At 64.2% G+C, this 26,554-nt stretch carries 20 protein-coding genes; 7 read left to right on the top strand and 13 right to left on the bottom strand.

Annotated features, from left to right (window positions below; translation table 11 throughout):
- Window positions 1-381 precede the first annotated feature (381 nt).
- The 3 genes from BM190_RS20375 to BM190_RS20365 all read left to right on the top strand — a co-directional run bounded on the left by BM190_RS20375 (window position 382) and on the right by BM190_RS20365 (window position 4,635).
- The gene (locus BM190_RS20375; RefSeq protein WP_177237203.1) at window positions 382-2,376 is read left to right on the top strand and encodes a TonB-dependent siderophore receptor; all 1,995 of its coding nucleotides are present in this window, start codon (window positions 382-384) and stop codon (window positions 2,374-2,376) included.
- Between the two features lie 56 nt (window positions 2,377-2,432).
- Entirely contained in the window at window positions 2,433-3,722 is a 1,290-nt protein-coding gene (gene fsrB / locus BM190_RS20370) for a siderophore utilization protein FsrB (protein ID WP_092258203.1), read from the top strand.
- Window positions 3,723-3,807: 85 nt separating this feature from the next.
- Window positions 3,808-4,635 (top strand): hypothetical protein, encoded by an 828-nt coding sequence (locus tag BM190_RS20365; RefSeq protein WP_092258200.1) that lies wholly within the window; start codon window positions 3,808-3,810, stop codon window positions 4,633-4,635.
- Window positions 4,636-4,644: 9 nt separating this feature from the next.
- On the opposite strand, the gene BM190_RS20360 is transcribed toward BM190_RS20365, so the two are convergent.
- The 7 genes from BM190_RS20360 to BM190_RS20330 are packed head-to-tail and all read right to left on the bottom strand — an operon-like array spanning window position 4,645 to window position 13,532.
- Window positions 4,645-5,640, bottom strand: a complete 996-nt coding sequence (locus BM190_RS20360) for an FAD:protein FMN transferase (protein ID WP_092258197.1) — start codon at window positions 5,638-5,640, stop codon at window positions 4,645-4,647.
- On the bottom strand, window positions 5,637-6,209 hold the full coding sequence (locus BM190_RS20355) for a nitrous oxide reductase accessory protein NosL (protein WP_092258194.1): 573 nt from the start codon (window positions 6,207-6,209) through the stop codon (window positions 5,637-5,639). The genes BM190_RS20360 and BM190_RS20355 overlap by 4 nt, the downstream gene beginning before the upstream one ends.
- Window positions 6,206-7,033 carry an ABC transporter permease gene (locus BM190_RS20350; RefSeq protein ID WP_092258191.1) on the bottom strand — a complete coding sequence of 276 codons (828 nt, stop codon included), beginning with the start codon at window positions 7,031-7,033 and terminating at the stop codon, window positions 6,206-6,208. Before BM190_RS20350 ends, BM190_RS20355 begins: the two co-directional genes overlap by 4 nt.
- Window positions 7,030-7,950 carry an ABC transporter ATP-binding protein gene (locus BM190_RS20345; RefSeq protein ID WP_018320463.1) on the bottom strand — a complete coding sequence of 307 codons (921 nt, stop codon included), beginning with the start codon at window positions 7,948-7,950 and terminating at the stop codon, window positions 7,030-7,032. The genes BM190_RS20350 and BM190_RS20345 overlap by 4 nt, the downstream gene beginning before the upstream one ends.
- On the bottom strand, window positions 7,947-9,284 hold the full coding sequence (locus BM190_RS20340; protein WP_502687006.1) for a nitrous oxide reductase family maturation protein NosD: 1,338 nt from the start codon (window positions 9,282-9,284) through the stop codon (window positions 7,947-7,949). The genes BM190_RS20345 and BM190_RS20340 overlap by 4 nt, the downstream gene beginning before the upstream one ends.
- A 53-nt stretch (window positions 9,285-9,337) precedes the next feature.
- Entirely contained in the window at window positions 9,338-11,284 is a 1,947-nt protein-coding gene (nosZ, locus tag BM190_RS20335; RefSeq protein ID WP_092258185.1) for a TAT-dependent nitrous-oxide reductase, read from the bottom strand.
- A 22-nt stretch (window positions 11,285-11,306) separates the two neighbouring features.
- Window positions 11,307-13,532, bottom strand: coding sequence for a NosR/NirI family protein (locus BM190_RS20330; protein ID WP_244550689.1), 2,226 nt, complete (start codon window positions 13,530-13,532; stop codon window positions 11,307-11,309).
- A 251-nt stretch (window positions 13,533-13,783) separates the two neighbouring features.
- Here BM190_RS20330 and BM190_RS20325 point away from each other — a divergent pair, with 251 nt between their 5' ends.
- From BM190_RS20325 to BM190_RS20310, 4 genes are all read left to right on the top strand, one after another.
- A complete protein-coding gene (locus BM190_RS20325) occupies window positions 13,784-14,659 on the top strand; it encodes a ferritin-like domain-containing protein (RefSeq protein ID WP_092258180.1) in 876 nt (291 codons plus the stop codon).
- 489 nt (window positions 14,660-15,148) lie between these two features.
- Window positions 15,149-16,180: a TRAP transporter substrate-binding protein gene (locus tag BM190_RS20320; protein WP_092258178.1), complete on the top strand. Its 1,032-nt coding sequence runs from the start codon at window positions 15,149-15,151 to the stop codon at window positions 16,178-16,180.
- Between the two features lie 15 nt (window positions 16,181-16,195).
- Window positions 16,196-18,085 (top strand): TRAP transporter large permease, encoded by a 1,890-nt coding sequence (locus BM190_RS20315; protein ID WP_092258176.1) that lies wholly within the window; start codon window positions 16,196-16,198, stop codon window positions 18,083-18,085.
- Between the two features lie 21 nt (window positions 18,086-18,106).
- The gene (locus BM190_RS20310) at window positions 18,107-19,756 is read left to right on the top strand and encodes an acyl-CoA synthetase (RefSeq protein WP_177237175.1); all 1,650 of its coding nucleotides are present in this window, start codon (window positions 18,107-18,109) and stop codon (window positions 19,754-19,756) included.
- A gap of 58 nt (window positions 19,757-19,814) precedes the next feature.
- Here the strand turns inward: BM190_RS20310 and BM190_RS20305 are convergent, their stop codons facing one another.
- The 6 genes from BM190_RS20305 to metG form a co-directional block, all read right to left on the bottom strand.
- Window positions 19,815-20,792, bottom strand: a complete 978-nt coding sequence (locus BM190_RS20305; RefSeq protein WP_092258170.1) for a TRAP transporter substrate-binding protein — start codon at window positions 20,790-20,792, stop codon at window positions 19,815-19,817.
- Between the two features lie 38 nt (window positions 20,793-20,830).
- A complete protein-coding gene (locus BM190_RS20300; protein ID WP_092258167.1) occupies window positions 20,831-22,144 on the bottom strand; it encodes a TRAP transporter large permease in 1,314 nt (437 codons plus the stop codon).
- A gap of 2 nt (window positions 22,145-22,146) precedes the next feature.
- Window positions 22,147-22,695, bottom strand: a complete 549-nt coding sequence (locus BM190_RS20295; RefSeq protein ID WP_244550683.1) for a TRAP transporter small permease — start codon at window positions 22,693-22,695, stop codon at window positions 22,147-22,149.
- Between the two features lie 210 nt (window positions 22,696-22,905).
- A complete protein-coding gene (locus BM190_RS20290) occupies window positions 22,906-23,703 on the bottom strand; it encodes an MBL fold metallo-hydrolase (RefSeq protein ID WP_092258161.1) in 798 nt (265 codons plus the stop codon).
- 13 nt (window positions 23,704-23,716) lie between these two features.
- Window positions 23,717-24,493: a TatD family hydrolase gene (locus tag BM190_RS20285; protein ID WP_092258158.1), complete on the bottom strand. Its 777-nt coding sequence runs from the start codon at window positions 24,491-24,493 to the stop codon at window positions 23,717-23,719.
- Between the two features lie 12 nt (window positions 24,494-24,505).
- Window positions 24,506-26,509: a methionine--tRNA ligase gene (gene metG, locus BM190_RS20280; RefSeq protein WP_092258155.1), complete on the bottom strand. Its 2,004-nt coding sequence runs from the start codon at window positions 26,507-26,509 to the stop codon at window positions 24,506-24,508.
- Window positions 26,510-26,554: the final 45 nt, after the last annotated feature.

Raw genomic sequence — 26,554 nt, 5'->3', positions numbered from 1 at the left:
CTCCGAAACCGCCTGAGTTAGGGCGGGACACCAAAAATGATACCGGCAAAGCCGGCAGTGCGTGGGGCCTCGAAAGACGTGACCGACTACCAACTTTCTTCGCGTGAATGCGCGCGTCGTCGACAGATTCGTGTGCTGCTGCTCGGGGCGGTCAGCACATTCTCGCTCGTGGTTCCCTTTGGTTCCGTGGAAGCGCAGACCCAGATTCCCGCTGTCACCGTCGACGCGCCGGTTCAGCGCGCCCGTCCTGCGGCGGTTGCTTCGTCGCGAAGGGCGGCGACACGCACCTCTCGCGCCAATCGTCGCTCGCCTGCGCAAGCCGCCGCGCCGACCCAGTCAGCATCATCGAACGGCGCGACGGGCGAACGCGCCAATGGTCCGGTGCGCGGTTTCGTCGCCACGCGGAGCGGTACGGCTACCAAAACCGATACACCGCTGATCGAAACTCCGCAGTCGGTTTCCGTCGTCACCACCGACCAGGTCAGGAATCAGGGCGCGGTCTCGATCGGCGAGGCGCTGCGCTATACCGCCGGTGTCAGCGGCGACGTCAATGGCGGCTCGGACACCCGCTTCGGCGCGCTCCAGATCCGCGGCTTCGACACGACCATGTCGGGTCTCTACGTCGACGGCCTGCGGATCCCCTCGAGCAACTACGTGCACTTCAATGGCCTCGATCCCTACGGGGCCGAGCGCCTGGAGGTGCTCAAGGGCCCGTCCTCGGCGATGTATGGCGGCAGCGGCACCGGCGGCATTCTCAACTACGTGACAAAACTGCCGACGGCGCAGCAGTTCGGCGAGGTCTCGATCTCCGGCGGCAGCTTCAACCGCTATCAGGGCCAGTTCGACATGGGCGGCCCCGCCAACAAGGAAGGCACCGTGCTGTGGCGCCTCACCGGCGTCGTCCGCGACGGCCAGACCCAGGTCGACTTCACCAAGGACAACCGCGTCTTCATCGCGCCCGCCGTCACCTTCAAGCCGAACGAGGACACCACCATCACGCTGCTGGCCAACTACCAGCGCGACCGGGCAGGGTGGGGCCTTCAGTTCCTGCCGGCCTCGGGCACGGTGTGGCCGAACAACGGCCGCACCATCCCGGTCTCGTTCTTCGCGGGCGTGCCGGGCTTCAATGCGTTCAACACCGAGATTGCGACCGCCGGCTATCAGCTTTCGCACAATTTCACCGACAACATCACGTTCCGGCAGAACCTGCGTTACGCCTATCAGCACAATGAGGAAAAGACCTTCTACGGCACCGGATACACCGACGAAGCGGCGGGGCAGCTAGGGCGTTTCGGCAGCTATAGCAACTCCTACATCAACTCCTTTGCGGTGGATAACCAGCTCCAGGGCAAGTTCAATACCGGCATCCTCAGCCACACCACCCTGGTCGGGCTCGACTATCGCAACACCACGTTCCGCGATACGGCCTTCGCCGTCACGACATCAGCGCCGGAGATCAACGTCTTCAACCCGGTCTACAGTTACGACTGGGCCCTCGGCGGCATGTACGACAACAAGGGCATCAAGCAGTCGCAGGTCGGCCTCTATGCGCAGGACCAGATCAAGCTCGGCCGGCTGTCGTTCCAGCTCGGCGGCCGCCAGGACTTCGTGACGACGCAGCTCGACACCAATCTGCCCCCGGCCGATACTTCGACATCGAAGGACGCCTCGGCCTTCACCGGCCGCGCTGCCGTCATGTACAATTTCGACAACGGCATCGCGCCCTATTTCAGCTATTCCGAGTCGTTTCTGCCGCAGCTCGCGACCAGTCCTTCCGGACAGATGCTCGATCCCGAGACCGGCGTGCAGTACGAGGTGGGCGTCAAGTATCAACCGGTCGGCTGGAATGCGCTGTTCACCTTCGCCGCCTTCGACCTGACGCGTGACAACGTGGCTGTGTACGTGCCTGCAACCACCTTTTACGAACAGATCGGGCAGGTGAAGTCGCGCGGTATCGAGCTCGAAGGCTCGATGTCGCTCGCCGACGGCTGGAATCTGCGGGCGGCCTACGCCTATATCGATGCGATGGTCACGCAGGATCCCGTCAATGTCGGCAAGGCGCCGGTCACCGTGCCGCTCAACCGCGCCTCGCTGTGGAGCGACTACACGCTTCAGAACGGCCTGCTGGCGGGCTTGCAGTTCGGCGGCGGCGTTCGCTATGTCGGCGCGACCTGGGGCGATGATGCCAACACCTTCAAGGTGGGATCGGCCACAGTGCTGGATGCGCTTCTTGCCTATACCCGTGACAATTGGCGGCTGTCGCTGAACGTCACCAACCTTGCGGACACGCGCTATGTCGCGGCGTGCTACGGCCTTTCGGGCTGCATGTATGCCGAGGGACGGAAAGCCATCGGCAAGCTGACTTATCGCTGGTGAAATCGAAGACGGTCCGGCGATGGCGGGCCGGACCTGCTGGATGAGAGTGCAAGACGATGAGAGCGATATTCGGCAAGCTGCATCGCTGGGCGGGACTACTCACGGCCGGATTCCTTTTCTTCTCCGGCATCACCGGGGCGATCATCTCCTGGGATCACGAGATCGACGACGTCCTGAACAGCCATCTGTTCGACGTCAGCAGCAAAGGCCCGGCGATCCCCTCGATCGAGCTCGCCAAGATGATCGAGCAGCGCGATCCCCGCGCGCGCGTCGTCTACCTCTTCATGACGCCGGAGGAGGGCCACTCGCTGTGGTTCTTCGTCATGCCGCGGATCGATCCCGCGACCGGCAAGCGTTTCGCTCTCGACTACAATCAGGTCTTCCTCGATCCCAACACCGGCGCGGAACTGGGCCGGCGCTATTGGGGCGCGGTCTGGCCCGTCACGCGGGAGAATTTCGTCTCGTTTCTCTACAAGCTGCACTACACGATGCACATTCCGGAGTTCTGGGGCAGCGATCGCTGGGGCATGCGCGTGCTCGGCGTGATCGCGATCATCTGGACCATCGATTGCTTCGTCGGCTTCTACCTGACACTACCCTCGCGCAGACGCGCCAAGGCGGCGCGAGCGCCAGCCGTCACGCGCCAGCTCGAGCGCGGCTTCTGGGCGCGATGGGCGCCGGCCTGGACCATCAAGACCTCCGGCAGCGCCTACCGGATCAATTTCGACATCCACCGCGCCTTCAGTCTCTGGACCTGGGGCGTGCTCTTCATCATCGCCTTCACCGCGTTCTCGCTGAACCTCTATTTCGAGGTGTTCTCGCCGCTGATGAAGATGGTGTCGAACTACACGCCGACGCCCTATGAGCAGCGGCCGTATCGCGATCTCGACGATCCCATCGAGCCCAAGGTGACTTTCGCCGACATCGCCGCCCGCGCCGCCGCAGACGGCAAGGCGCGGGGGTGGACGATCCCGGTCGGCTCGGTCAATTACGGCCCGGCCCATGGCGTCTATGCCGCCGCGTTCTTCCACCCCGGCGACGACCACGGCGCCGGCGGCGTCGGCCCGGCGCAGCTTTATTACGACAGCGAGGACGGCCGCCCGATCGGCGAGCGGCTGCCCTGGGTCGGTACCGCCGCCGACATCTTCGTCCAGGCGCAATTTCCGCTGCATTCGGGCCGCATCGTCGGACTGTTCGGCCGCATCCTGATCTCGATCATGGGGCTCGTGGTCGCCGCGCTGTCGGTTACAGGCGTCGTGATCTGGTGGCGCAAGCGCCGCGCCCGCATCCGCGTGCGCGAGACCGCGGCGGTGCGTCTGACCCGGCAGTTGACGCCGGCGGAGTAGGGCCCTCGCACGGTCGTTGGGGATGAACCTTCCCGCCTGTCGCGGGCACAAAGACTGGAGATCGCTCCCAGTCCGCGGACATCGAATGAAATCGCTTGCCTTGCTCTGCCTGCTCTTCCTGGCGATGCCCGTCCATGCGGCCACGCCCGAGCAGCACTATCTCGACCTGCGCGATCGCTACATCGCAAAATTCTCGAGTGCCAAGGAGAGCGACGAGATCTACAAGCAGCATGATGCGGCGCTGAAGGAGCTGGCAGGCGTGCTGCGCGGCCTGGTGGGACCGGTCACGATCAAGGGGCTCCCCGCAGATGGCAAGTCGAACGTCGACACACTTTTCAAGAGTGATATCGGCTTCGGCCATCTCGACGGGCTAAGCTTCGCCTCGGGAGGCTACAAGACGCAAGCCGTCGTAACCACGAGCCCGCTTCTGGCGCACTGGCTGCGCGAGCATCGCGAGGACGGCATGCCGCAGGAGAGCGGCGCCGCGTTCAAGTCCGACCGCTTCTATTATCATGCGATCCAGGACGCCGCCTTCGCCAAATATGCCGAGCTGCCGATCACAAAGCCCGCATCCGCGAGCGCTGCAGTTGCCGTGCTCGGCGTGCGCGGCAATGGCGGGCTCAAGGGACCGCCGGATGAAATTGACGTCGTCGCGACCAAGGGCGACAAGGTCTACTTCCTCGCCACATCGAACGCGGTGAAGACGGCTGAAATCCCGGCATGCGAGCGCGTGTGGAAGCAGATGATGGCGAAACCCGTCAACAAGAAGGACCCGCGCGGCGACATGGCCCGCGAGGATCAGGCCATGGACGCCTACACGAAATGCTTCGCCAGGGAAGCGCCGAGCCATAGTTGGTACGCCGCGGCCGTCAAGAAGGCGCAGAGCCAGCTGGAGCTGCTGCCACTGCAGTAGCGCGCAAGGTTACGCCGACAATTCGACCGATTGGCCGGCCCCATTGATCAGATGCACGCGGTCGATGTCGACATGCGGCAAGAGCGATCGAATCTTGTCTTCAGGCATCAGGCTGAACGCCGTCGACAATGCGTCCGCGGCGGTGGCGCTGCGGGACACCGTCGTCACGCTGCGATAGCGGAGAGCGCAGCCGCCCGATCTGGGATCGAACAAATGGTTGAAGCGCGCCCTGGAATCGAACTGGCAGCCGTAGCCGCCCGAGGTGGACACGGCGCGGTCGACGATCGGCAGCACCGCTTTCGTGTGGCCCGCAATGTCGGGATCGGCGATGCCGATTTCCCAGGGCCGTCCGTCCGAACGCGCGCCGATCGCGCGGGCCTCGCCCATGTCGACCAGGCTGCGAGAGATGCCATGCGCCCGCAGCAAGTCGACCACCTTGTCCGTGACGTAGCCTTGCGCGATCCCGTTCAGGGTGACGGCCATGCCCTTGGGCATCACGATCCGGTCGCGGCTGATCGACAGCCGGCTGCTGCCGATGCGGGCGAGCGCGGCCTCGATCGCGGCCGCCGCAGGACCGGCCGGATCCGCGTCATCTCGCGCGAAATGGCTGGCGTAGAGCTCCCACAGCGGCTGCACCGTGACATCGAACAGACCGCCCGTCAGCGTGGAATAGTGCTGCGAGGTCGATAGCAGATCGACCATTTCGGCGGCGGGATCGATCAGGACACCGGTCCGGTTCAGCGCGACCAGGGCGGAATCGTTCAGGTAAAGACTGAACAGCCGCTCGAGCCGCCGCGCCTCGGCGCAGGCCAGCGAGATTAGCCGATCCGCCCGGCTGCGGTCTTCGTCGTGGATCTCCATCGTGGCCACCGCGCCCAGCATCGTGCCACGCCAGGTGACCGGCGCGATCTCTGCACGAACGGAGTGTCCCGGAGCCAGCGCGCCGAGGCCCGCGGCCGCCGCGCTGATCCGGATGAAGCGTCGGCGCGTCAGTGTTCGCGTCATGGCGTTCTCCTCGATCGTTCGCCCGGCGGGGCTTCGGCCGCTTCGTCGGCCGCAACGGCGCCGGCGGCATTCGCCGACGTCAGGACATAGTCCCGGGGCACCTCGTCGAAGCCGACGATCCTGCCGCCGTTTTCTCCGGCGAACTTCTCGGCCGCCGCCCGGTCCGAGAACGGAACGGCCTCGTCACCGCCCATGCCGCTTTTGACCCGGCTCTCGATCACGTAGAGCGCCTTGCGTGCCTCGATCCAGTTATCGGCGCCGGGCTTGTCCCACTCAGGCTCCTTGCCCATGTCGGACACGTAGATCGCCTGAATGTCCTTGGGCTCGTCCGGCAGCATAGTGAAGGCGATCGTGTCCCGCACCGACGAGAACCAGACGGGCTCGATCAGGCTCGCGACAAAGACATGGCCCTTCGGTCCCGGGTGCTCGAGCACGTTCATGCCGCAGTAATGGCCGATGTCCTCCGCGGTCATCCGATGCGGCGGCGGGATCTTCGCGGCCTGCTTCTCGTTGCAGCCGGCGAGCACGAGCGGCACGAGCAAGGCGAGGAGGATCGTTCGGCGCCTCATAGCTCCCTCCGCGAGAAGGCGAGCGCGGCCAGCCCCAGCGGCAGCAGAGTCCAGCAGAGCAGGGCGGTCAGAAGGACCGGTATCGTCAGGGACGTGGTTTGGGCAAGGCCAGCCATGCCGGCGAAGGTGCTGACATTGGCGAACCCGGTCAGGTTGATCAGCCGGTAGGCGTCGGTCGGATTCGACAGCAGCATGGCGTTGAGCACGCTCGCCGAGATGCTGCGCCCCTGATCGAGTGCGAGCACGCCCAGCAGCGCCATGTCGTAGATCAGCACCAGCAGCAGCCATAATCCGATGCAGATGCCGGCTGCCGTTCCGCGGTCGCGCACGAGCGCGCTGACCAGATATCCGATGGCGACGAAAGCGGCGCCGAGCAGCACCGAGGAGCCCACCATCGCCGCGAACGCCAGGAAACTGTCGCCATCGATCTGGCTGCCCGTCGCCGCCAGCGCTCCGACCGCCGCGCCGTAGCCGAGGCAGGTCGCAAAAGCGAGGACGGCGAGGTGGCCTAAGAACTTGCCGAGCAGCACCTGCCATCGCGCGACCGGATAGCTCAGCAGCAACAGCATCGTTCCGCGTTCCATCTCGCCGACGATGGCGTCATGGGAAATTAGAAGCGCGATGAGTGGAACGAGAAAGATCGTCAGGCTCGACAGGCTGACGATGACCACATCCAGGGTGCGAACACCCACGTTTCCGGTCGGCGCGCTGCCGAGAAAGGTCAGCGACAGGGCAAGCCCGGCGAGCAGGAGCGTTGCGGCAAGCACCCAGCGATTGCGGATGGCCTGGTGGACTTCCTTGGCGGCGATGATCAGGACGTTCATGGCGCCTGCTCCGATTGCCGGAGGAAATGAGCATAGAGCTCGTCGAGGGTGGGCGGGACCACGTCGACGTCCTCGACCGAATTGCCGGCGGCCGTCGCGCGATGCAGCAGCTCGATCTTCCGCTCCGGCGCGGCGTCGATCTCGACGATGTGGCCGTTCAGACGGCGGCAGGTGGCGTCTTGCGGAGCCCAGCCCGGCATCTCGCTGGGCGCGAGGCCAGCCACCTTGAGACGGATCCGGGTCGGGAGCCGGGCGAGACGACGCAGCTCGTCGATCGATCCGTCCGCGACCTTGATGCCGCGGTTCATGATGATGACGCGCCCGGCGCGCTCCTCTAGCTCGGTCAGCGCATGCGACGACAGCAGCACGGTCGCGCCGCGCGCCGCGAGCCGCGCGATGATGTCGTAGAAGGTCTGCCGCAGCTCCGGATCGAGACCAGTGGTCGGCTCGTCCAGCAGCAGCACGCGCGGCTCGCCAAGCAGCGCCTGCGCGAGCCCCAGCCGCTGGCGCATGCCCTTCGAATAGGTGTTGACCCGGCGGCGGCTGGCCGCTCCCAGTCCGACCGCGTCGAGCAGCTCCAGCGCCTTGGCAACCGGCTCTCGTTTCAGCCTGGCGTAGAAGGCCTGCGTCTCGCGGCCGGTGAGGGCGGGATCGAAGGAGACGTTTTCGGGGAGGTAGCCGAGCTGCCGTCGGCCTGCGAATTCGCCGGCGGCGGGATTGTCTCCGAGAACCTCGATGGCGCCTCTGGTCGGCCGGATCAACCCGAGCATGAGCTTCATGAGCGTGGTCTTGCCGGCGCCGTTGTGCCCGATCAAGGCCACCAGCTCGCCCTGGCCAAGCGTGAACGACGCGCCGCGCACGGCCTCGACCCGGCCAAACACCTTGGTGACGTCGCTGACACGTACCGTACTGGTCATCGTGTTTCCTTCACCGGGGTCCGCGGCGGCGACACCAGCGGATGGCTGTCGACCACGCCGCCCGGCAGCAGCGCGGGAAACTGTGCCTGCGCCCAGCGGATCACCTGGACGGCGGGACTGTTGATCAGGACCTTCGCAGCCGGCGCCGTCCACAGCACGCGGTCGATGAGGTCGTTCGGCCGGTACGCCGTGTCGGCGATGCCGTCGCCATTCAGGTCGAACGCCGGATTATCGCTCCAATAGTTACCGCGCCCTCCGGTCGACCAGTCGAGGTGCCGGGTGCCGACATATTTCACCTGGTTGGCATTGCTGACGAAGGAATTGCCGGTGATTTCGTTGCCTTCGGAGCCCGCCGTGAAGTGCACGCCGATGGCGCAGCGTTCGAACCAGTTGTTGCGGAATTTGTTGTGATTGGTGTTGTAGATGAACACGCATTTCTCCGGGCCACTCTTAAGAGTGGTGTCCCGTGCCTGCCGCGGAAGCATGCCACGCTCGTCGGCGGGACCGTCCTCCGCCCTCTGTGTCATCGAGCCGAGCGGGCCGCCCGTGACCCGGTTGCCCTCGATCTGGGCATAGTTCGCGTAGTTGAAGAGCAGCCCATAGTCGCGGTCGTGATCTGAGGAGTTGCCGCGGATCACCAGACGGTTTGAATACATGATGGCGTAACCGACATGGTTGCCGATCGAAACGTTGCCGCTGATCTCGCTGTCGTTGGTGTACATGTAGTGGACGGCGAAACGAACCTGCTCGAAGCGATTGTCGATGAAGCGGTCCTTGCTGCTGGAGATCGAGAAGATGCCGTCGCGGCCGTAGCGGAACATGTTGTTCGCGATGGTGACGTCGGGCGCGTTCCACAGCGAGATGCCGTTGCCTGCCTCGCTGAGGCGCCCGCCGCGCAGTCCCTCGATCTCGTTGCGGACGACCCGGGAACCCCTGGCGCCGTGCACATAGACGCCGAACAGGTTTCCCTCCAGCCGGTTGTCCTCGATCTTCGCGCGCCCGGCCGTCTTCTGCAGGAAGATTCCGGAATTCATCGCCTGCAGATCACGGCCGGAGGACCGGATGGTCACACCGCGGATTGTGACGTCGGGCGCGCTGACGGTGATGACGTTGCCGGAGCCGTCGCCGTCGAGCACCGCGCCTCGGCTCCCGACCAGCTCCAGGGGACGGTCGATCCGGATCGAGCCGTGATATTCGCCGGGAGCAAGCTCGATGACGTCGCCGGCGCGCGCGCCATCCAGCACCGCTTGCAGCGGCTGCCCAGGCGCAGCCGTCAAGGTCTCCGCATCGGCGAAGCCGGACAATCCGGCGGCGACCAGCGCCGCCGGAAACATGCGTGACAACAGACCCACGAGGTCGCTCCGATCAGGCCGACTTCAAACCGACTTCAAACCGACTTGGGCTCGACGAACATCCGGCCTTTCATCTCCATGTGCATGGCGTGGCAGAACCAGGAGCAGTAGTACCAGTAGACTCCCGGCTTGTCGGCCGTGAAGGTCACCGACGAGGTGGCCATCGGCCCAATCTCCATGTTGATACCGTAGTTGACGATACAGAAGCCGTGCGTGAGATCCTCGACTGCGTCGATGTTCGTGATGAAGACGGTGACTTCCTCGCCTTGCTTGACCTGGAACTGTTCGAGGCCGAACGCTGGCGCGGTAGACGTCATGTAGACGCGCACCTTGTTGCCGTCGCGAATGACCTTCGAATCCGCCTCGAGGTTGATGCCATCGGCCTTGGCTTGCTTGACCGCATCGGCAAACATCGGATCCGCGCGGTCATAGATCGAGATCGGGTTGATCTTGGAGCGGTGGACGATGGTCGCGTCATGCGGCTCGGCAAAGCTTGGGCCGTCATGCACCAGCTTCATCTGATCGCCGGAGATGTCGATCAGCTGATCGTTCTCGGGCTTGAGCGGGCCGACGTTCAGGAAACGGTCCTTCGAGAACTTATTCAGCGAGATCAGCCACTTTCCATCCGCCTCCTTGGTCTGGCCCATCGAGCTATGGTTGTGGCCCGGCTGATAGTGCACGTCGAGCTTCTGAAGGATGGGATTGACCTTCTCCCCCTTGAAGGCCCGCTTGGCGAGGTCGATGCTCCACTTGCAGACCTGGCTGTCGAGGAAGAGGGTGGTGTAGGCGTTGCCCTTGCCGTCATAGGCGGTGTGCAACGGGCCGAGGCCAAGCTCAGGCTCGGCGACGACGACGTCGCGCGGCTTGATCTTGTCGTCGAACAACTGGTCGAACAGGCGCACGTCCATCACGGTCACGGTGGGCGAGAGCTTTCCGGCCGCCACGATGTGGATGCCGTCCGGAGCCGTGTTCATGCCGTGCGGATTGTTCGAGACCGGGATGTAGCGCGTGTACGCCGACCCCTTGCGGCCGTCGATCACGGGCACGCCGTTCATTTCCTTGAAGTCGCCCTTCTTTACGGCCTCTTCGATCCGCTTGATGTTGAAGATGACGACCCAGTCCTGCTCGCTGGCGGTCATCTCCGCGAGCGTGACGCCTTCCTCGCCGTTGTAGCAGGTCGCGAAGCAATACTTGCCCTGGTAGTCGGCGTCGACATTGTCGAGGTTGCCGCTGACGATCACCTGCCAGGCCACCTTCATCGTTTCGCCGTCGATCGCGCTGAAGATGGAGTGATACTGCTTGGGATCGTCGAGGACCTTGCCGTCATTGGGCAAGGGCACGCCGTCCTCGCCGTTGGCGAACACATAGCCCGTGCGCGGATATTTCTGCAGACGCAGGCCGTGGACCGTGTGCTGGTTCGGCAGTTCGACGATCTTGTCGCATTTCATGATGTCGAGTCGCACCCGCGCGACGCGGCTGTTGGCCTTGTCGTTCATGTAGGCATAGCGACCGTCATAGGTGCCGTCCGTGAACGAAATATGGGGGTGGTGGAGGTCGCCGTTCATGAACGTGCCGCCGCGGTTCTTGAGGAATTCGCGGGTCGCGGGCTGCATGCCTTCGGTCAGAACCTTGAGGCTTTCATTGGTCTGGCCCCAACCGGTCGCGCTGCACCGGTTGAACACCGGAACACGCATCAATTCGCGCATCGAGGGGAGGCCGACGATTCGCATCTCGCCGGACTGGCCGCTCGAGAAGAACACGTAATATTCGTCGAGCTCGCCGGGCGCGACCTCGGTCTTCTGCACGGCCGGCCGTGCCGCCGGCGCTTTCGGAGCAGCATTCTTGGTCTGCGCGTCCGCAGATGAGACGAAGCCGCCGTCCTTGATCGCCGCTCCGCCAGCCAGGCCCACGCCCGCTGCGGCCGCCGTCGTTCCCAGCACGGTTCGTCGGCTGACGCCCTTTGCCTTTTCGTTTTCACTCATGATTGCCTCCTCGGCTTTCGGTTCAGTTTGGGGGTGGAGTTGCGACGGGTGAAACGCCGACAGGTTTGCCGCCGGCGGTGATGACGGTCGCGGGACCCTTGCCGCCTGGGCGCATCGCGGGCGAGGACATCGCCGCGAACTTCTCGCGCTTGAGCCGCACCTGGATCATGTGCGGGCAGCGGTGATCGTCGTAATAGAGTTCCTGACAATGCATGCAGTAGATGCACTCATTGACGTTGATGTGCCCCTCAGGATGGATCGACTGCACCGGGCATTCCTTGGCGCAGCGTTGGCAGGGTGACCCACATTCTTCCCACCGGCGGAGCCATTCGAACGTCCGGATGCGGCCGGGGATCGCGAGCGCGGCGCCGAGCGGGCAGAGATAGCGGCAAAAGAAGCGTTCGATGAAGAGGCCGATGACGAGCAGGGCGACTGCGTAGGCGACGAACGGCCAGCTTCGCGAAAACTTCAGGATGATCGCGGTCTTGAACGGCTCGACCTCGGCGAACCGCTCGGCCATGTCGACCGAATAGAGCGACAGGCCGAACAGACCGAGGAAGATGATGTACTTGATCGGCCATAGCCGTTCGTGCAGCCCCCACGGCACCGTTATCTGGGGCACCTTCAGCCATTTCGCGGCCGTGTTGGTGAGCTCCTGGAGCGCGCCAAAGGGACACAGCCAACCGCAGAACGGACCTCGGCCCCAGAACAGCAGCCCGCCGGCCGTTGCAGCCCACAGAATGAAGATCAGCGGAGCGGCGAGGAAAAATTCCCAGCGGAAGCCCGTCACCAGCGCATTGGTAAAGGTGACGACGTTGACGACGGAGAGCTGCGCGTTGGCGTACCAGCCGAGCCAGACCAGAACGAGGGCGAGATATCCCCGCCGCACCCAGGTGTAGAACACCGGTCGGCGCACCAGCAGGTTCTGGAAGAAGAAGATGCCGGTGAGGACGGCCAGCATGAACGCGGTGAAGCCGATCGAGACGGTGCTCGACCGCCAGATCCGCATCCACAGAGGTTCGTCCGCCTCCGGGGGCGGTGCGGCCGCAGCGTTGGCCTGCTGCGAGGCCGGAGGCGCCGCGCTCTCCGGTACCGTCACCGCACGCTGCTCGCGGCGTATATAACTGTCGGGCAGGGTGTAGCCGAGATCGAAAGTCAGGAACGCCTTGTCGCGGCCGCCGAGACTACGTTGCACCAGCAATTGAAGCTGCCATGGCTGCGTCGGATCCAGAGTGAACTCAGGCGGGGTGACGAACAGGCCGATTTCCCTGAACTCGGGTGCGCCGACCGCGTCCAGTGCACCGAGCCGGGTGTGGTTGCGGTCGCGGAAGCGGGTGCTGTTGCCTTCCTGCAGGATTTCGATGCGATCGAAGATGCCGCCGCGGACATAGGCCGAACCCTTGAACGAGTAGGGGCCGTTGCCGGCAACGACGATGGCCTGCTGCCCGGGCTTCAGGCTGTCCTTCAGCCGCTGATAGCCGTCCTCGCCAAGCAGGCTGCGGCCGATCGTGGGCGCGGTCACCAGCGCCACGTAGAGGTCGATGAAGGTATCGCTCGCGTCACCCGGTTCGGGATACTGGCTCGCCGCGGCGCTGCCGGACTTCGCAAAGGCTTCGTTGATGTCGCCGATGCCGAGCTGAAGCCGGCGCACCGAACCGTCGCCGACGAGGCTCTCCCAGTCACGCACTTCACTGCGCCCGAGATCGAGCGTCTTGACGACAGGGGGAAGGGCGGCCGAAGCCGCCGCGCCGTCACCGCCGCCGATGCGTCCGCCGCGGATGAGCTTGGACGCGGCGCGGACCACACTGTCACCCATCACCAGCACGGTGACGGTCGCGCCGCTCACGATGTCGACCTGCGGCGGCTTCTCGGCACCACTTGCGACAGGCTTCATGTCCTTGCCGATCAGGGAGTTCATGGCGGCGACGATGCGCGCCTCCGGAATGCCGACCAGCACGATCGGCTCCTTGTGATCGACGAGCTTGATCCCGGTGATGACGCCTTTCGGATCAATTCCGGCAAGCAAGTGAATCGGTTTGCCCGAGTACCCGACAGAGTTCGCAAAATCGGAGTTGAGGAAAACGAATCCCTGAAGCTGATCGCCGCGGTACACCGGTACAATGGGCGGATCGCCTTGCGGCGGGCCGAAACGATCCGCATCCGGGAAAAATTCGGCAGGCGTAAGCTTCGGCAGGTATGCTGGTAAGTCACCGGCGGCGCATGCGGGCGAGACGTACGCCAGACACATCAGCAGCAAGCCCGCAAGCGCTAGCGCCGCACGCCTTGTGAAGGCGGTATCGTCATCCGGTCGCTTCAACATATCGGTTCAAATGCGATCTGCGCGACCCACCGGGACGCGCGTGCCTTGAGATTCTTCTTCGATGATTTGTCGTCGCTGACGTGTCAAAGTCATCGCGCGTGCCCACATCTGTCAAGGCCAGCGAAAATATTTGTATTCGCGCGGAGCTGAATCAGAAGCCTGCATTTGGAGTCCTTGCCATGCCATTCCTGCGCACTTCATTGCTGAGCGCTGAGCCCGCAGGTGTATTGCAGTCGCTCGACGAACTCTTTGCGCTAGCGCATGCAATGGAGCAGGAGGCAGCCAAAAGGTATGATGCTCTTGCTGATGACATGCGCGAACAGGGCAAGGATGATCTCGCAGACGTGTTCGCGAAGCTCGCCGCCGCCGAGCGCGAGCATGTCGACAGCGTCACGCGGTGGTCGCAATCTCGGCGCGGCAAGATCCCGGATCCCGCCATGGTGCGTTGGGAGGCGCCGGAAACGCTCGCCCCGGAATCCGCCGCTGAGGTCAAAACGTCGCGCTTGATGACGCCGTACCGCGCGCTCGCGATGGCGGTCCGCAACGAGGAGCGCGCCTTTGCGTTCTGGTCTTATCTCGCCGCCTATTCCGATGACCGCGATATCAAGAAGGCGTCCGAGGCAATGGCCAAGGAAGAGCTCGGCCATGTCGCGACGCTGCGGAAGGAGAGGCGCCGCGCCTATCATCGCGAGCACGAACGGAGCGGCGCCGAGGCGTCGTCCGTGCCTCTGCGGCAAATTGATGCGCAAAGGCTCGAGCTTCGCCTGGTCTTGCAGCTCAGCGACTTGGAACAACGCCTGAGCGGGCCAGCAGCAATCCGGACCCAGGACATTCGCCAGCAGACGATCGAGATGGCCGACGCCACCGTGGGCCTCGGGAGCTTTCCGGCGTCCATGGAGCGCAAAGGCCCACTGGAGATCGCCGAGGCCCTGGTCGACGGCTACCTCGACGGCGCCGAGCGGTCGAGCGACGCGGCCCATCTCGAACGCCTGCAGCAACTTGCCGAGCGCGCGATCTCGCGGCTGGCCTGGCTGCGATCGCTTTCGGCGGACTGACGCGCTTACGGCACCCTCGGAGCTGCTGCACACCAGAGCCGCATAGCCGCTCGGCCGGGGCAGTGGCCGCAGGTCCTTCACTGGCGGAAAGGACGCACAGATTTGGCGATAGGCGCTCAGTTGAGGCGGAGATCCGACCGGCAGGTCGCGTGCGGCCACAGCCTAATCCATAATTCGCATAAGGTATATTATGGAATATATTTATATACAATGAGATCAAATATTTAGCTGCAATTCCTGCGACCGCACCTTCGCCCAAGCGCGATTTTCGGTCCGGGCCGCGACGCCGCCCCGGGTCTCAACGGCTACTGTGCATGGGGTTGTTTTTCAGATTTTGAATCCAGCCCATCTCTGCGAAAGCCGATATTGCCGGGACCTTGTCCGGCTGCAATAAGCGAGGCCTCGCGAGATCGCAGATGACCTTCAGGCCTTCCGTCCGTATAGGTTTGCATCTCAGAACAACAACAAACCTTCCGAGGAAGCAGACCCATGGTCTTTTCAACGCGCTTTTCCCGACGCACGCTTCTCAAGGCCTCCGCCGCGACCGCGGTCCTGGGCGGCATCGGTGCGCCCCATGTGGCCCGCGCGCAGAGCGCCGAGTTCACCTACAAATACGCCAATAACCTGCCGGACACCCATCCGCTGAACGTACGCGCCAAGGAGATGGCGGCGGCGATCAAGACCGAGACCAACGGCAAGTTCGACCTCCAGATCTTCCCGAACAACCAGCTCGGGTCCGACACCGACATGCTGAGCCAGATCCGCTCGGGCGGCGTCGAGTTCTTCACGCTGTCCGGCCTGATCCTTTCGACCCTGGTGCCGGCGGCGTCCATCAACGGCATCGGCTTCGCGTTCCCGGACTACGACACGGTCTGGAAGGCCATGGACGGCGACCTCGGCGCCCATGTCCGCGGCGAGATCAAGAAGGCCGGCCTCGAGGTGATGGACAAGATCTGGGACAACGGGTTCCGCCAGACCACCTCGTCGAGCAAGCCGATCACCGGTCCTGACGACCTCAAGGGCTTCAAGATCCGCGTACCGGTGTCGCCGCTGTGGACCTCGATGTTCAAGGCGTTCGACGCGGCGCCCGCCTCGATCAATTTCAGCGAGGTCTATTCGGCGCTCCAGACCAAGATCGTCGAAGGCCAGGAGAACCCGCTGGCGATCATCTCGACCGCCAAGCTCTACGAGGTGCAGAAATACTGCTCGCTGACCAATCACATGTGGGACGGCTTCTGGTTCCTGGCGAACCGCAGAGCCTGGGAGAAGCTGCCGCAGGACGTGCGCGCCATCGTCGCCAAGAACATCAATGCCGCTGCCGTCAAGGAGCGTGAAGACACCGCCAAGCTCAATGCCAATCTGCAGCAGGAGCTCGCGGCCAAGGGCTTGACCTTCAATCAGCCCACAGTGGCGCCGTTCCGCGACAAGCTGCGGACCGCCGGCTTCTATGCCGAGTGGAAGGGCAAGTATGGCGACCAGGCCTGGGACCTCCTGGAAAAGGCCGTCGGCAAGCTGTCGTAACGCGTTGGGGCCATCATGGCTCATGTCGAGGTCGAGGTGACCGCAGTGGTGGGCGAGGCGGCGTTTCAGTCCCCTCGCCGACCTTCGTTGCTGGGTTCGCTCGAGCGCGCGCTCGGTCTCGTCGTCGAAATCCCGGCGGCGATCCTGGTCGTCGCCGAGATCGTGATCCTGTTTGCCGGCGTGGTCGCGCGCTACGGCCTGCACCGGCCGCTGATCTGGTCGGACGAGCTCGCCTCGATCCTGTTCCTGTGGCTGGCCATGCTGGGCGCGGCGGTTGCGTTCCGCCGCTCCGAGCACATGCGCATGACGGCGGTCGTCGCCAGCGCCAAGCCTGCGATGCGGGCCTATCTCGATCTGGTCGCGACCTCAGCGGCGCTGGCGTTCCTGGTCCTGATCGTCTGGCCCGCCTGCGACTACGCCTACGAGGAAAGCTACATCACGACGCCAGCGCTGCAGATCTCCAATATGTGGCGCGCCGCCGCGCTGCCGGCCGGCATCGGGCTGATGGCGGCCTTTGCCTTGCTTCGGCTGCTGCGCGCGGCCGAATACCGGATGGTCGCAGCCGCCGTCGTCAGCGTTGCCGTCATCATCGGCCTGTTCTGGCTGGCGGAGCCGTTGCTGCGGCCGCTCGGCAATCTCAACCTCGTCATCTTCTTCGTCGGCGTCGCCGGCTTCTGCGTCTTCGCCGGCGTTCCCATTGCGTTCGGGTTCGGCCTTGCGATCTTCGGCTACCTCGCGCTGACCACGCGCACGCCTGTCATGGTGCTGGTCGGCCGGATGGACGAGGGCATGAGCCACCTCATCCTGCTCTCGGTGCCGCTGTTCGTATTCCTGGGGCTGCTGATCGAGATGACCGGCATGGCGCGGGCCATGGTGGCGTTCCTGGCGAGCCTGCTCGGCCATGTCCGCGGCGGCCTGCACTACGTGCTGGTCGGCGCCATGTACCTGGTCTCGGGCATATCAGGCGCCAAGGCCGCGGACATGGCGGCCGTTGCGCCCGTGCTGTTTCCGGAAATGAAACAGCGCGGCGCCAAGCCCGGCGATCTCGTCGCGCTTCTTGCAGCCACCGGAGCCCAGACCGAAACCATTCCGCCGAGCCTCGTGCTGATCACGATCGGCTCGGTGACTGGCGTCTCGATCGCCGCCCTGTTCACCGGCGGCCTCCTGCCCGGCGTCGTGCTCGCGATCACGCTCTGCATGCTGGTGTGGTGGCGCTACCGCCACGAGGACATGAGTCACGTGCGCCGCGCCAGCGGTGGCGAGATCGGCAAGACCTTCGTCATCGCCCTGCCCGCGCTAGCACTGCCCTTCGTGATCCGCTACGCCGTGGTCGAGGGCATCGCGACCGCGACCGAGGTCTCCACCATCGGCATCGTCTATGGCGCCCTGGTCGGCCTCCTCGTTTACCGCCGCTTCGACTGGTCGCGGCTGTTTCCGATGCTGGTCGAGACCGCGGCGCTGTCGGGCGCCATCCTGCTGATCATCGGCACGGCGACCGGCATGGCCTGGGGCCTGACCCAATCAGGCTTCTCGCGCTCGCTGGCGGCGGCCATGACCGGATTGCCCGGGGGAGCGGCGACCTTCATCGCCGTCTCGATCCTGGCCTTCACCATCCTCGGCAGCGTGCTGGAGGGCATCCCGGCGATCGTGCTGTTCGGGCCGCTGCTGTTTCCGATCGCCCGGGCCGTCGGCGTGCACGAGGTGCACTACGCCATGGTGATCATTCTCGCTATGGGAATCGGACTATTCGCCCCGCCCTTCGGCGTCGGCTATTATGCCGCCTGCGCCATCGGACGCGTCGATCCGGCCGAGGGCATCCGCCCGATCTGGGGCTATCTGCTGGCGCTGCTGGTGGGATTGATCATCGTCGCGATCTTCCCGTGGATCTCGATCGGATTCCTTTGAGGCGTTTGACGGAGGGTGTCGATGAGTGAGCGGCAGAACCAGTACAATATCGGCCTCGACAAGACGCCCGCCAATTACGTGCCGCTGAGCCCCCTAAGCTTCCTCGCGCGCAGCGCCGCCGTCTATCCCGATCATGTCAGTACGGTCTACGAGGGGCGCAGCTTCAACTGGGCGCAGACCTATGAGCGCTGCAAGCGTTTCGCGTCCTGGCTCGCGCGCAAGGGCATTGGCGTCGGCGATACCGTGGCGGCGATGCTGCCGAACATTCCTGCGATGAACGAGGCGCATTTTGCCGTGCCGATGACCGGCGCTGTGCTCAACGCGCTCAACATCCGCCTCGATGCGCCTTCGATCGCATTCCAGCTCGACCATGGCGGCGCAAAAATCATCCTGGTCGATCCCGAGTTTTCGGGCGTGATCAGCGATGCGCTGGCGCAGATGACTGGCCCCAAGCCGTTCGTGGTCGACGTCGACGACGCATCGTTCAAAGGCGGCGGTCGCATCGGCGAGATCGAATATGAAGCAGCGGTCGCGGAAGGCGATCCTGCGTTCACGGCGATCCTGCCGCAGGACGAGTGGGACGCGATCGCGCTGAGCTACACCTCGGGCACGACCGGCAATCCCAAGGGCGTCGTCACCCATCATCGCGGCGCCTATCTCAACGCCGTCAGCAACATCCTTGCCGGCAATCTCGGCCAGCATCCGGTCTATCTCTGGACGCTGCCGATGTTCCACTGCAACGGCTGGTGCTTTCCCTGGACCATCGCGGCATCCGCCGGCATCAATGTCTGCCTGCGCAAGGTCGAGCCGACCAGGATCTTCGAGCTGATCAAGCAGCACGGCGTCACCCACATGTGCGGCGCGCCGATCGTCTACAACACGCTGATCAACGCGCCCGATGCGCCCAAAGGCAACGCGGCGCGCCGGGTCGTCGGCCTGATCGCAGGTGCCGCGCCGCCGGTCGCCGTACTCGAAGGCGCCGAGAACATCGGCATCAAGCTGACCCATGTCTACGGCCTGACCGAGGTCTACGGCCCCGCCTCCGTCTGCGCCGAGCAGCCCGGCTGGGACGAGCTTCCGCCCGCCGAACGCGCACGCATGAAGCGCCGGCAGGGCGTGCCCTACCCGCTCGAGGAAGGCGTCACCGTCATCGATCCGAAGACGATGCAAGAGGTGCCGCGCGACGGCGAGACCATCGGCGAGGTCATGTTCCGCGGCAACATCGTGATGAAGGGCTATCTCAAGAACGAGAAGGCGACCAAGGAAGCCTTCGAGGGCGGCTGGTTTCACACCGGCGATCTCGGCGTGCTCGACGAGCGCGGCTACGTCATCATCAAGGACCGCTCCAAGGACATCATCATTTCCGGCGGCGAGAACATCTCCTCCGTCGAGGTCGAGGACATCCTCTACAAGCACCCGGCCGTGCTGTTCGCCGCCGTGGTCGCAAAGCCCGATCCGAAGTGGGGCGAAGTGCCTTGCGCCTTCGTCGAGTTGAAGGACGGCGCCAGCGCCAGCGAAGCCGACATCATCGCGTTCTGCCGCAGCCACATGTCGGGCTTCAAGACGCCGAAAGCCGTCGTGTTCGGACCTATCCCGAAAACGTCCACGGGCAAGATTCAAAAATTCCTGCTGCGCAACGAAGTGGGATCAGTGAAGGCGATTACGGCTTGAACATCGTCTGAGAGTCTTCCGCCCGCACGAACACGTGGCGGGCGGAAGACATCAGTCCTCACATCTTCTTGTAGGCCTCGACGACCGCCTGACCATCGGCCCCTGCCTTCTTGAGCCAGTCGGCCGTGAGCTGTTCGCCGATTTTCTGGAAGCCGGCCTTCAACGCCGGGCTCGGCGGCTCGACGTTCATGCCTTTCGCCTTGAGCTGATCGAGATACCACGTGCTCTTGTCCTGCCAGGCCTTCCAGCCGCGGGTTTCCGCCGTTGCCGCCGCCTTGAGGATGGCTTCCTGGGTCGGCTTGTCGAGCGCCTCGAACGCGGCCTTGTTGACGAAGGTGTAGTCCTTGGGAATCCAGGCCTGCACGTCGTAGAAATACTTCAGCGACTCCCAGGCCTTCGCGTCGTAGCCCGTGCCGCCCGAGGACATGAAGGAATTCACCACGCCAGTGGCAAGCGCCTGCGGCAGTTCCGCCGCCTGGATCGTGACCGACTGCGCGCCGACCAGCTCGCCGATGCGCGCGGTGCCGACGTTATAGGCCCGCCATTTCAGGCCCTTCATGTCTTCGATCGATGCGAGCGGCTTGTTGACATAGACGCCCTGCGGCGCCCAGGGCACCACGAACAGCAGCTTGAGACCCTGCGCATCGAGCTTCTTGGCGATTGCAGGCTTGGAGGCCTGATACAGCTTCATTGCGTCAGGGAAGCTGGTCGCCAGGAACGGCACGACGTCGACGCCGAACAACGGATCCTCGTTCTCGTGGATCGAGAGCAGCACTTCGCCCATCTGCGCCTGCCCGGTCACCACTGCGCGCTTGATGTCGGGTGCCTTGAACAGCGAGGCGCCGGGATGGACCGTGATCAGGAGCTTCCCGGACGTGGCGGCTTCGACGTCCTTGGCGAAGGCGACCAGGTTTTCGGAGTGCGGATTATCGGCGGGATACGCTGCCGGCAGATTCCATTTGGTCTGAGCCAAAGCGGGTGTCGCGGCCACGACCACGCCGGCGGTCAAGAATGCGCGAAACAAACGAGACATCATCAGGCTTCTCCTCACAGTCAATTTAAACACCGGTACGCTCAGTCTGGGAAGGCGAGCTTGGGCAGGAACATCACGATCTGCGGATACTCCGTGATGATGAAGACGGCGGCCAGCAGCAGGATGAAGAACGGAAACGCCGCCCGCGCAACGGTGAACGTGTCGCGCCCGCTCATGTTCTGCAGCACGAACAGATTGAACCCGACCGGCGGCGTGATCTGCGCCATCTCGACGTGGATGATAAGGTAGACGCCAAACCAGACCAGATCGAGTCCGGCCTGCCTGACCATCGGCAGCACGATGACGGCGGTCAGCACGATCATCGAGATGCCGTCGATCAGGCAGCCGAGGATGATGTACATGATGCTCAAATACAGTGCGAGCATGCTCGGCGTGAGCTGCTGCCCCTGGACCCAGGTGGCGAGCGCGGCAGGAATGCCCGTATAGGCCATCGCGGCCGTGGTATAGGCTGCGCCTGCCAGGATCAGCATGATCATGCAGGTCAGGCGCGTCGCGCTCATGATGCTCTCGAGAAAGTTCTTGCGCGTGAGCGTGCCGCTCCACCAGGCCAGCAGCAACGCGCCCGTGACGCCCCATGCCGCGCATTCCGTGGCGGTCGCAAAGCCCAGCACCAGCGAGAAGAAGACCGCCATGATCAGGAGCATACAGGGCGCGAGCTTTGCCGACTCCCGCAGCTTCTGTCGGAATGGCATCGGCGGATCGCGCGGCGGAACCTTCTTGGGATTGAGCAGCGACCAGATGATGATGTAGCCCGAATAGAGCGCCATCACGAGTACGCCCGGCAGGAAGCCGCCGAGGAACACCTGCAGCACGGAGACATTCGCCGTGACCGCGTAGACCACCATCGGGATCGAGGGTGGGATCAGGAGGCCGAGCGTGCCTGAGCCTGCGAGCGAGCCCAGGCTCAAGCCCTTGTCGTATCCACGCTTGTCGAGTTCGGGCAGCGCGATCTTGCCGATGGTCGCGCAGGTCGCGGCCGAAGAGCCCGACACCGCCGCGAAGATGCCGCAGCCGATCACGTTGACGTGGGTCAGACGTCCCGGCAGCCACTGAACCCAGGGCGACAAGCCCCGAAACATTTCTTCCGACAATTTGGTACGGAAGAGAATTTCGCCCATCCAGATGAACAGCGGCAGCGCAGCCAGCGTCCACGACGCGCTGGCGCTCCAGGTGGTGGTGGCGAGCACGGCGCCGAGCGGCAGGCTGGTCGTCAGTGCCATTGCCACGAAGCCGACGAGCCCGAGCGACACCGCGATCCAGATGCCGCTTCCCAGCAGCAGGATCATGACGCCGAGCAGGACGAACGACAGCTCGATCATGCCGAGATTGGCCATGGTCAACCTCCGCCGCCCTGCGAGATGCGCTCGACGAATTCTTCCGGCGTTTCGTCCGGCGAGCCCTTCTCGTAGCTCGGCCGATTGCCGCTGACGACATTGACCATCTCATCGATCAACGCGATCGACAGGATGGCAAGACCGCCGGCGAAACCGAGCTGCGGAATCCAGAGCGGAAGCGGGACGACGCCCTGCGCCACATCGTTGAAGCGCCAGGAATCGTAGGTCATCTGCACGGCATAGCGGGTGAAATAGAGAATGAAGGCGGTGGCGATACCGAGGGCCACGATCTCCGCGATCTGCTTGGTCCGACCATGCAGGCGTTCCAGCAGCAGGCCGACGCGGATCATCTCTCCGCGCTTGAAGGTATGCGCGAGGCCGAGGAACGCCATCGCGGCCATGCACCAGGACGCGAAATCATCCCCGGCGGGAATGTTGATCGCAAACTGGCGCCCGACCGACATGGCCATCATGATTGCAAAGATCGCAACCAGGAAGACGCCGGCGGCGTAGCCTGCCCCGAGATAAAGGAGATCCAGCGCTCGGCGCACCAGTCCTCCGGCCGTTACTTCGTCCCCTGCCACGCGATCCTCATCTCACATGAGGCGATTCAGTCGACCCGGCGGTCACATATCGCTAGCCGCCGATCCTCTTCAATATCGCCCTTGCCCAGCGTCTGTCTTTCAGACGTTAGATCAACATGATGCAACCGACGCAAGCAAGGACTATGCCTGCTTGTGGCGGGAGTTTCTACCGCAGGTTCAGCGCGTCTCCAGCCGCAGCCCGTCAAAAGCGGGCACGACGCCCGCGGGCAGCGATTGCCGGATGACTTCGTAGTCGACATCGGCCGTCATGTTGGTGATGACTGCGCGCTTCGGCTTGAACCGTTCGATCCAGGACAGCGCATCGTTGATGCTGAAATGGCTGACATGGTTGGTGTAGCGCAGGCCGTCGACGATCCAGAGGTCCAGATTCTCCAGCGCGCCCCAGCTTTCGCGCGGGATGTCGTTGAGGTCGGGCGTGTAGGCGGCGTCCCCGATGCGATAGCCGAGCGCGGGAATGGCGCCGTGCTGCACCAGGAAGGCTGTCATCGTCACCGCGCCGCCCTTCCCCAGAATGGTCTGGCTTTCGCCCGCCTCGATCGAATGCCGCGTCAGGATCGGCGGATAGTCGCTGCCCTCCGGCGAGATGAAGCAATACGAGAACCGCGCCATGATGTCCTTGGCGGTCGACAGGTTGAAATAGGTCGGGATACGACGGCGCATGTGCATCACGACCGAACGCAGATCGTCCATGCCGTGGGTCTGATCGGCGTGCTCATGGGTCAGGAACACCGCGTCGATGTGATCGACATTGGTCGAGAGCAGTTGCTCGCGCAGGTCCGGCGAGGTGTCGATCACGATGCGCGTGGTGCCGTGCTCGGACTTCCGCTCGACCAGTAGCGAACAGCGGCGGCGGCGGTTCTTGGGATTGTTGGGATCGCAGGCGCCCCAGCCCAGCGCCGGGCGCGGCACGCCGGCGGAGGAGCCGCAGCCCAGGATCGTCAGCGTCAGCGTCATGCGGCTCCCGGTTTCAAGCTTTCACCTTCGAGAACAGGCGGAAGAAGTTCTCGCTGGTCTGGCGCGAGATCTCGTCAAACGATACGCCGCGCGTCTCGGCCAGCACTTTGGCGACCTCGACCACAAAAGCGGGCTCGTTGCGTTTTCCCCGGAACTTGCCGGGCGCAAGATAGGGCGAGTCCGTTTCGACCAAGATGCGATCGGCCGGCAGTTCGGCCGCCAGCGCCCGCAAGGTCTCTGATTTCTTGAAGGTCAGGATGCCCGTGAAACCGATATAGAGCCCGAGCGACACCGCCTTCAGCGCCAGCTCGCGTCCGCCGGTGTAGCAATGCAGCACGGCGCGAAACGCGCCCTTGGCCGCCTCCTCCTCCAGGATGCGTGCGCAGTCCTCGTCGGCTTCGCGGGTGTGGATCACCAGCGGCAGGCCGGTGGTGCGGGCGGCGGCGATGTGGGCGCGAAAGCCCCTCGCCTGCGCCTCTGGCGAGCCGTTGTCGTAAAAATAGTCGAGCCCGGCTTCGCCAAGCGCGACGACCTTGGGATGCTCCGTCAGCGCAACCAGCTCATCCGATGCGATACCGTCCTCCTCATCCGCATTGTGCGGATGAGTGCCGACCGAGCAGTAGACGTCCTCATAGCGCTCAGTGATGGCCAGAAGCTGATCGAGCTTCCGCACCCGGGTCGAGATCGTGACCATGCGGCCGATGCCGGCCGCGCGGGCCCGCGATACGATCCCGTCGAGATCTTCCGCAAAGTCCGGAAAATCCAGATGGCAGTGGCTGTCGACCAGCATCGCGCAAACGTCCTAGGCTGCCGGCTCGATGTAGCGCGGGAACGCCGGCGTCGGCGCCGGCAGGGTCGAGCCGGGCGCGATGCGCTTGGCACCGCCGAGCATGGCGAAGTTGCGCTCCCCGTCCGGGATGCCGAGGCTGTCGAGCAGCAATCCCGAGGCGGTCGGCATCGCGGGCTGCGCCAGGATCGCGATCTGGCGCACGACTTCGGCGGTGACGTAGAGCACCGTCTTCTGCCTGGCCGGGTCGGTCTTGGCGAGCGCCCACGGCGCCTCGCCCGCGAAATAGCGGTTGGCCTCCGCGACCACGGCCCAGACGGCGTTGAGCCAGTGATGGATCTGCTGCATTGCCATGGCCTCGCGCGATGCGGCGACCATGCCGTCGGCCATCGCCAGGATTGCCTTGTCGTTGTCGCTGAATTCGCCGGGCTCGGGCAGCACGCCGCCGAGTTGCTTGGCGATCATCGACAGCGAACGCTGCGCGAGGTTGCCGAGATCGTTGGCGAGATCGGCGTTGATGCGCGCCACGATGGCCTCGTGATTGTAGTTGCCGTCCTGTCCGAACGGCACCTCGCGCAGGAAGAAATAGCGCACCTGATCGACGCCGTACTGGTCGGCAAGATTGAAGGGATCGACGACGTTGCCGACCGACTTCGACATCTTCTCGCCCCTGCTGAACAGGAAGCCGTGGGCATAGACGCGCTTCGGCAGCGGAATCCCGGCCGACAGCAGGAACGCCGGCCAATACACCGCGTGGAATCGGATGATGTCCTTGCCGATGATGTGCACGTCGGCCGGCCAATAACGCCAGTTTCCGTCGTTCTCATCGGGGAAGCCGACGCCGGTGATGTAGTTGGTCAGCGCGTCGACCCAGACATACATCACGTGCTCTTCGTCACCAGGCACCTTGACGCCCCAATCGAAGGTGGTGCGCGAGATCGAGAGATCACGCAGGCCGCCTCTGACGAAGCTCACCACCTCGTTCTTGCGGGAGTCCGGCCCGATGAAGTCAGGCTGATCCGCATAGAGCTTCAACAGCTTGTCCTGGTATGCCGACAGCCGGAAGAAATAGCTCTTCTCCTCGACCCATTCGACCGGCGTGCCCTGCGGGCCCAGCCGGACGCCGTCATCGTTCAAGCGCGTCTCATCCTCGGCGTAATACGCCTCGTCCCGCACGGAATACCAGCCGGCATAGATGTCGGCATAGATATCGCCGTTCGCTTCCATGCGCCGCCAGATCTCCTGGCTGGAGCGATGATGCTGCTCCTCGGTGGTGCGGATGAAGCGGTCGAACGACACGTTCAGACGCTCGTCCATCTCCTTGAAGCGACCGGCATTGCGGGCCGCGAGCGCTGAGACGGCCATGTTCTCGCCGGCCGCCGTCTGCACCATCTTCTGGCCGTGCTCGTCGGTGCCGGTCAGGAAGAACACGTCCTTGCCGTCGAGCCGCGCAAAGCGTGCCAGCACGTCGGTCGCGATCGCTTCATAGGCGTGGCCGATATGCGGACTGCCATTGGGATAGGCGATCGCTGTCGTGATGTAGAAGACATTGTCGCGCGCGGGCGCGGCCACGGGCGCCGCAGCCTTTGGTGTGGCTGCGGGCGTTGCGGCTTGCGGAGCCGCAGCGGGCTTCGGCGCGCGGGGTGCCTTCGGCTTGACAACCTTCGGCAGCGTGGCGGCGGGGGCCGGCGCTGCGATCACAGGCGCGACCACCCTCGCCTTCTTGGCCACCGTCTTCGCGGGAGCCTTGGCGGATTTCTTGGCGGATTTCTTGGCTGATTTGTTAGCTGGCTTCTTGGCGACGGCCGGCTTCTTCGCAGCCTTCTTGACCGCCTTCTTTGCCGTCTTCACGGTGCTCTTCTTCGCGCCCTTCTTGGCCGGGGCCTTCTTGGTCTTCTTGACTTTCTTGGCCGCCTTGGCGTTGGCCTTCGCACGCGCCTTCACGGCCTTCTTTGCGGCTTTCTTCGCAGCCTTGTTGCGGCCCTTGTCTTTAGCAGTTTTCTTAGCTCGCGTTGCCACGACGAATTCCTTTACCGGCTTCTCGAAATCTGGAAACGAACCTGA

It is taken from the genome of Bradyrhizobium sp. Rc3b (genome assembly GCF_900114915.1).
Classification (GTDB): Bacteria; Pseudomonadota; Alphaproteobacteria; order Rhizobiales; family Xanthobacteraceae; genus Bradyrhizobium.
This window is presented reverse-complemented; position numbering and strand designations above follow the sequence as displayed.

Coding starts and splice junctions, on each gene's coding strand:
- BM190_RS20305 (WP_092258170.1), bottom strand. CDS start 20,792: ATGATGTCTCGTTTGTTTCGCGCATTCTTGACCGCCGGCGTGGTCGTG.
- BM190_RS20340 (WP_502687006.1), bottom strand. CDS start 9,284: ATGTTTCCGGCGGCGCTGGTCGCCGCCGGATTGTCCGGCTTCGCCGAT.
- fsrB (WP_092258203.1), top strand. CDS start 2,433: ATGAGAGCGATATTCGGCAAGCTGCATCGCTGGGCGGGACTACTCACG.
- nosZ (WP_092258185.1), bottom strand. CDS start 11,284: ATGAGTGAAAACGAAAAGGCAAAGGGCGTCAGCCGACGAACCGTGCTG.
- BM190_RS20330 (WP_244550689.1), bottom strand. CDS start 13,532: ATGTGTCTGGCGTACGTCTCGCCCGCATGCGCCGCCGGTGACTTACCA.
- BM190_RS20310 (WP_177237175.1), top strand. CDS start 18,107: ATGAGTGAGCGGCAGAACCAGTACAATATCGGCCTCGACAAGACGCCC.
- BM190_RS20285 (WP_092258158.1), bottom strand. CDS start 24,493: ATGCTGGTCGACAGCCACTGCCATCTGGATTTTCCGGACTTTGCGGAA.
- BM190_RS20365 (WP_092258200.1), top strand. CDS start 3,808: ATGAAATCGCTTGCCTTGCTCTGCCTGCTCTTCCTGGCGATGCCCGTC.
- BM190_RS20320 (WP_092258178.1), top strand. CDS start 15,149: ATGGTCTTTTCAACGCGCTTTTCCCGACGCACGCTTCTCAAGGCCTCC.
- BM190_RS20315 (WP_092258176.1), top strand. CDS start 16,196: ATGGCTCATGTCGAGGTCGAGGTGACCGCAGTGGTGGGCGAGGCGGCG.
- BM190_RS20300 (WP_092258167.1), bottom strand. CDS start 22,144: ATGGCCAATCTCGGCATGATCGAGCTGTCGTTCGTCCTGCTCGGCGTC.
- BM190_RS20360 (WP_092258197.1), bottom strand. CDS start 5,640: ATGACGCGAACACTGACGCGCCGACGCTTCATCCGGATCAGCGCGGCG.
- BM190_RS20290 (WP_092258161.1), bottom strand. CDS start 23,703: ATGACGCTGACGCTGACGATCCTGGGCTGCGGCTCCTCCGCCGGCGTG.
- BM190_RS20350 (WP_092258191.1), bottom strand. CDS start 7,033: ATGAACGTCCTGATCATCGCCGCCAAGGAAGTCCACCAGGCCATCCGC.
- BM190_RS20355 (WP_092258194.1), bottom strand. CDS start 6,209: ATGAGGCGCCGAACGATCCTCCTCGCCTTGCTCGTGCCGCTCGTGCTC.
- BM190_RS20325 (WP_092258180.1), top strand. CDS start 13,784: ATGCCATTCCTGCGCACTTCATTGCTGAGCGCTGAGCCCGCAGGTGTA.
- BM190_RS20345 (WP_018320463.1), bottom strand. CDS start 7,950: ATGACCAGTACGGTACGTGTCAGCGACGTCACCAAGGTGTTTGGCCGG.